Origin of the sequence: Acetobacter sp. AN02 (assembly GCF_029759835.1) — a bacterium.
Classification (GTDB): domain Bacteria; phylum Pseudomonadota; class Alphaproteobacteria; order Acetobacterales; family Acetobacteraceae; genus Acetobacter.
The window spans coordinates 1-5,366 of sequence record NZ_JAJJND010000123.1 but is presented as its reverse complement, the minus strand read 5'-3'; the positions used below and the strand labels follow the sequence as shown (position 1 = coordinate 5,366).

At 61.5% G+C, this 5,366-nt stretch carries 6 protein-coding genes; 3 read left to right on the top strand and 3 right to left on the bottom strand.

What is annotated here, in order from left to right; all coding sequences use genetic code 11:
- Positions 1 to 242 precede the first annotated feature (242 nt).
- Both LOC54_RS11150 and LOC54_RS11145 read left to right on the top strand, forming a co-directional pair.
- Positions 243 to 1,358: an S-(hydroxymethyl)glutathione dehydrogenase/class III alcohol dehydrogenase gene (locus LOC54_RS11150; protein WP_279313874.1), complete on the top strand. Its 1,116-nt coding sequence runs from the start codon at positions 243 to 245 to the stop codon at positions 1,356 to 1,358.
- A 5-nt stretch (positions 1,359 to 1,363) separates the two neighbouring features.
- Positions 1,364 to 1,870 carry a hypothetical protein gene (locus LOC54_RS11145; RefSeq protein ID WP_279313873.1) on the top strand — a complete coding sequence of 169 codons (507 nt, stop codon included), beginning with the start codon at positions 1,364 to 1,366 and terminating at the stop codon, positions 1,868 to 1,870.
- 3 nt (positions 1,871 to 1,873) lie between these two features.
- Here LOC54_RS11145 and LOC54_RS11140 read toward each other — a convergent pair whose 3' ends face one another.
- Together LOC54_RS11140 and rnd are read right to left on the bottom strand one after the other, a co-directional pair.
- Positions 1,874 to 2,542 carry a GcrA family cell cycle regulator gene (locus tag LOC54_RS11140; RefSeq protein WP_279313875.1) on the bottom strand — a complete coding sequence of 223 codons (669 nt, stop codon included), beginning with the start codon at positions 2,540 to 2,542 and terminating at the stop codon, positions 1,874 to 1,876.
- A gap of 146 nt (positions 2,543 to 2,688) precedes the next feature.
- Positions 2,689 to 3,876, bottom strand: coding sequence for a ribonuclease D (gene rnd, locus LOC54_RS11135; protein WP_279313872.1), 1,188 nt, complete (start codon positions 3,874 to 3,876; stop codon positions 2,689 to 2,691).
- Positions 3,877 to 3,974: 98 nt separating this feature from the next.
- On the opposite strand from rnd, the gene queF reads away from it, so the two are divergent.
- Positions 3,975 to 4,448: a preQ(1) synthase gene (gene queF / locus LOC54_RS11130; RefSeq protein WP_279313871.1), complete on the top strand. Its 474-nt coding sequence runs from the start codon at positions 3,975 to 3,977 to the stop codon at positions 4,446 to 4,448.
- Between the two features lie 69 nt (positions 4,449 to 4,517).
- Here queF and LOC54_RS11125 read toward each other — a convergent pair whose 3' ends face one another.
- Positions 4,518 to 5,027, bottom strand: coding sequence for a Fur family transcriptional regulator (locus tag LOC54_RS11125; protein ID WP_279313870.1), 510 nt, complete (start codon positions 5,025 to 5,027; stop codon positions 4,518 to 4,520).
- Positions 5,028 to 5,366: the final 339 nt, after the last annotated feature.

The window sequence follows — 5,366 nt, the reverse complement described above, 5'->3', positions numbered from 1 at the left end:
AAAACAGTCTGCACAGGAAGCCGGAAAGTACAACACTCACGGCACACGCGCAGCCCTTAATTGACGACACGCCGTAGCTCCGTCCGGCATCTGTATCCGGTCGGGGAGGCATAAAGGAACAGTCCTGCTCCCGCCTGCAAAGACATGATCAGATTCCTGCTGATCACGATATAGAATGTTGCATATCTGTCCGTTTAGTGACGTAGTGTCCCCGCTCATAAAAACAGAGGAGACGCAGGGCGATGGACATCAGGGCAGCCGTAGCTTTCGAGGCAGGAAAACCGCTGGAAATCGAAACGGTCCGGCTCGAAGGTCCGCGCGAGGGAGAAGTCCTGGTCGAGATCATGGCCACCGGCCTGTGTCACACCGATAAGTTCACGCTCTCCGGCGCAGATCCCGAAGGCCTGTTCCCTGCCATTCTGGGCCACGAGGGCGCGGGCATCGTGCGTGAGGTCGGGAAAGGCGTCACGAGCCTGAAGCCCGGCGATCATGTGATCCCGCTCTACACACCCGAATGCCGCGAATGTAAGTCCTGCCTCTCCCGCAAGACCAATCTCTGCACGGCCATCCGCTCCACCCAGGGCAAGGGGGTCATGCCGGACGGAACGTCGCGCTTCTCTTTCAAGGGCAAGCCCGTTCACCACTATATGGGCTGCTCCACCTTTGCGAATTTCACCGTCCTGCCTGAAATCGCGCTGGCAAAAATCCGCGAGGATGCCCCTTTCGACAAGGTCTGCTATATCGGCTGCGGCGTCACGACGGGGATCGGTGCCGTGCTCTTTACCGCAAAGGTGGAGGCAGGTTCGACAGTTGTCGTCTTCGGCCTTGGCGGTATCGGCCTGAACGTGATCCAGGGCGCGAAGCTGGTCGGTGCGGACATGATCGTCGGTGTCGATCTCAATCCGGACCGGGAGGCCATCGCCCGTAAATTCGGAATGACGCATTTCGTCAATCCGAACGATCTCGGAAAGGACGGAGACGTCGTGGGTCATCTCGTCGAGCTGACGGGCGGCGGCGCGGACTACTCCTTCGAGTGCGTCGGCAACACCACACTGATGCGCCAGGCGCTGGAATGCGCCCATCGCGGATGGGGCGTCTCGACCATCATCGGCGTCGCAGGGGCTGGCCAGGAAATCAGCACACGCCCCTTCCAGCTCGTCACGGGACGTCGCTGGATCGGATCAGCCTTCGGCGGTGCGCGCGGTCGTACGGACGTTCCGAAGATCGTCGACTGGTATATGGATAACAAGATCAATATCGACGATCTCATCACCCGCAAGCTGCCTCTGGAAAAAATCAACGAGGGCTTCGCGGAAATGGGCAAGGGAGACAATATCCGGACTGTCGTCGAATTCTGAGGCCGATGACCTCGGCACAGGACAGAGCGCGGATACTCGAAGAGACTCTTCTGGCCTCGGACAGCGCAACACGCGTTCTGGAGTCATACATTGCCGGTGCAGGGGAGCAGGGCCCCCTGCGTGCCGTAAGGCAGAACGGTCCGGCACAGCCCTGCCCCGCAGAGCTTGCCAAAGCCCTCGGGGCGGTCGGAAAAACTCCGGAATACCGCCGGGTGCGCCTGATCTGCGGCCGGTTTACACTGTCCGAGGCAGAAAACTGGTATCTCCCGGAATATCTTTCCGCAGAGATGAACCGGCAGCTTGAAACAACGGAAATTCCGTTCGGTCAGGTCGTCGCTGCCCTCGGCTTCTCCCGACGCCTCATCCGGCGTGAGAGAACTGAGGCCGCAGACAGCCCGATCCTCTTCCGGCACCAGGCCGTCCTTCTGAACCGGGACGGACGCCCGTTCAGCGCCGTATCGGAAGCCTACAGACGCGACGCCGTCCTCGGCATCGCGTCCCGCACGCCGTAGGGTTCAGCCGTCGCGACGGTCGCGCAGCTTCACATATGCGATCTGCGCGTGTTCAACACAGTAAGGCTTTCCCGGAATCGGAGTCGCGCCGCAGAAATGGAAATCCGGATTTCCCGGATCTCCGATTGGCCAGCAGCAGCCCGTATTCCGACGGCGCGGTTCCGGCTCTGCCACCGCATTACGGGTAGGTGTTTTCGGCGTGACCTGACGCGGGGTCGCTGCCGGACGCGGGGCCGGGCGCGGCTCCGGCGGAACATCGCGCCTGGCTTTCGCCTCAGGCGCCACCGCGACGGCAGGAGCATCAGCCTTCACCTCAGCGGAAACCGCAGGAGGAGCAGGTGGTTCCGCAGGAGCAGCGGGTGCCGCGACAACGGGTTCCACCGGAGCAGCCGGCGGAGTGTCTGAAGGTGTGGCCGTTGCGACAGGAGCCTCAGCAGGCGGAGCCGCCTCCTTCCTCGGAGCCTTCGTTTCAGCCGGAGCGGCTGTCTTCTCTGAAGGTCCGGCGGCTTTTTTCTGCCGGATCGGAGAGGGGCGGGCCGGCAGACTCAGTCTGTGTGCCTTGCCGACAACGGCATTTTTCGTAAAGCCGAGGGTGCGGCCGATTTCAGCGGTCGAAAGCCCCTGATCCCAGAGTTCTCTGAGGCGGGCAATCGTCTCGTCGGTCCATTCCACCATGACGGGTCTTATTCTCCTGAAGCGGCGCGGCGGTCCGGCACCGCCCTGAAAACCTTAAAATAAAGACCACCCCCTCCCGCCGCAAGCAGACTCTGCAGGGCGGCCGGAAAACAGGAGGTCCGGGACTGAGGGAATACCGGCGATCAGACCGGGATCAGAACCACTTTTCCCTTCCGGACACCAAGGGCAATCTCTCCCCGGCATAAAGCCAGGGCATCCTGTCCGAATATCTCCTTCCGCCAGCCTTTAAGGAACGGCAGAGGCTGATCGGGATCTGAGGCCAGCCGGTCAATATCCTCCGAAGAAGCCACCAGCCGCGGCGCCACGTCACGCTCCTCACTCCGGGCTGCCAGCAGCACTTTCAGCAAAGCTGTCAGAGCCGGGGAGGGACGTACCGCATCGGCCTGGCGCTTGCGCGGAACCAGGGGAAGCTGATCGTCCGGCAGCGCCAGAGCCTCCCCGACCACGTCCAGAACAGCCTGCCCCGAAGCACCTTCGGCAAATCCGCGCGTCACCCCTCGCACGCGCGCCAGAGCCCCGGCCGTCCGGGGCGTGGTCGCTGCAATCTCCAGGAGGCTTTCATCCCGCAACATACGCTGGCGGGGAATGTCCGCCCGCTGCGCCTCACGCTCACGCCAGGCCGCCACGGCCTTCAGAACACCCAGCATACGGCGGTTGTTCGTACGCGCCTTGAGACGCTCCCACTGCCGCTCCGGATCGGCAATCAGAAGCTCCGGTCGCGACAGGGCCTCCTGCTCGGCCGCTACCCAGGACGTCCGCTTCTCCTTCTCAAGCTGCTTCGTCAGCGCCTCATACACATCCCGCAGATGCGTTACATCGGCGGCGGCATAGGCCAGCTGCGCCTCAGAAAGAGGCCGAACCGACCAGTCCGTAAAGCGATGGCTCTTATCGATCACAACCCCGGTCACGGATCCGACCAGGCTGTCATATCCGACCTGATCGCCATATCCCGCCACCATGGCCGCGACCTGCGTATCAAATACCGGCGCGGGAAGACGACCGAACAGATGCAGGAAAATCTCCAGATCCTGACGGGCGGCGTGAAACACCTTGATCACACCCTCAGCATCAAACAGCCGCGTCAGAGGCGTCAGATCAATCCCCGGCGCGCAGGCATCGATCAGGACGACATCCTCCTGTCCAGCAATCTGAAGCAGACAGAGCACCGGCCAGTAGGTCTGCTCGCGCAGAAACTCCGTATCGACAGTCACATAGGACTCGGCAAGAAACCGGTCCACGGTTGCGGAAAGATCTTCCGTTTCAGTGATAAGGCGGGGAACCGGCGCGGGCCGGGAAGATGTGTGAGCCATGCGCTCTCCTCTACACCGCCGTGCGGCCACAGGAAAGAATTGACGACGCAGCATCGCGTCTGACACATCCGGTCCGTTTCAGACCGGAGGTTTCATCCATGTCCGCACCCCATGACGACGGCTCACAGACCCTGACCCAGCTTGGACGTCACGTTCCCGCACCGTCCTCCCCGGAAGAGGCCGTGCTCGAGCGCGTCCCGGCGCCGCATCAGGGCCGGAACTATGTGGTGCGCTTTACGGTGCCGGAATTCACCTCGCTCTGCCCGGTCACGGGACAGCCGGATTTCGCCCATATCGTGATCGACTACATTCCGGGTGAATGGATCGTGGAGAGCAAATCCCTCAAGCTCTACCTCACCAGCTTCCGCAATCACGGCGCATTCCACGAAGCCTGCTCCGTGCAGATTGCCACAACCCTGGTCGAGCGCCTCTATCCGGTCTGGCTCAGGATCGGGGCCTACTGGTATCCGCGTGGCGGCATGCCGATCGACGTGTTCTGGCAGACCGCCCCGGCCCCCGAAGGAGTCTGGGTCCCGCCCCAGGACGTCCCGGGCTACCGCGGCCGGGGCTGAAAAGACAGAAAGCCAGCCTCACACCCAGACCATCCGCCGTCGCGTCATGCTGCGGCGGATGGTCCCCGCTCATGCCCCGATACAGGACGCACAGAGTCCCTCGATCTCGACAGTACTGTGCTGGACCCGAAAGCCGATGCTGCGGGTCGCCTGAACCGTAGCCGCGATAATACCGGAATCCTCCAGCTCCGTCACACCGCCGCATGTCCGGCAGATCAGGAACTGGGTGGCATGCATGCCCTCTCCCTCATGATCACAGCCGTGGTGATCAAGAATATGCGTGCAGGGCACAAAGGAGGACAGACGTTCGATCTTGTGGATAAGCCCCTGCTCCAGAAGAAAATCCAGCGCACGGTACACGGTCGGCGGGGCCGCTCCGGCATGGCAGGCCTGGAGATGCGTCAGAATATCATACGCACCGGCAGGCTTCCCCGCCTCAAGCAAAATCCCGAGAACCTGTCGCCGCAGGGGGGTGAGCTTCGTGCCGTTCCGGCGGCAGAGATCACCAGCCCGTTCGAGAAGCTGCTCCGCTCCGGCACTGAAAGCGGGAAGGTCGCTGTCTTGTGGTGAGGACGTCATATCCCCTTTCTAGGGGATGTCTTCGCCAGGGGCCAGAGAGTGAAAACTCCGGAAAGAAGCGCTCAGAACAAAGCCGTAATGTTGCAGCACAGGCAGAAATATCAGACATGAATGATATCATGCGCATGTTCGGGAATATTCCCGGGATTCTGTCCGTTCAGCAGGGCCGCACCCCGATGACTGAAAATCCGCATCACTGAACGGAACCGAGAGGATTTTATGAAGAAAACCTTCTTTATCTTTTCTGCATCCGCCGACACTGTAATACCAACCGTTGATTGCTAGAACCTATGTGCCCAATTGCGCAGTCCGATTGACATGATGCGCCAAGGTTGTTCG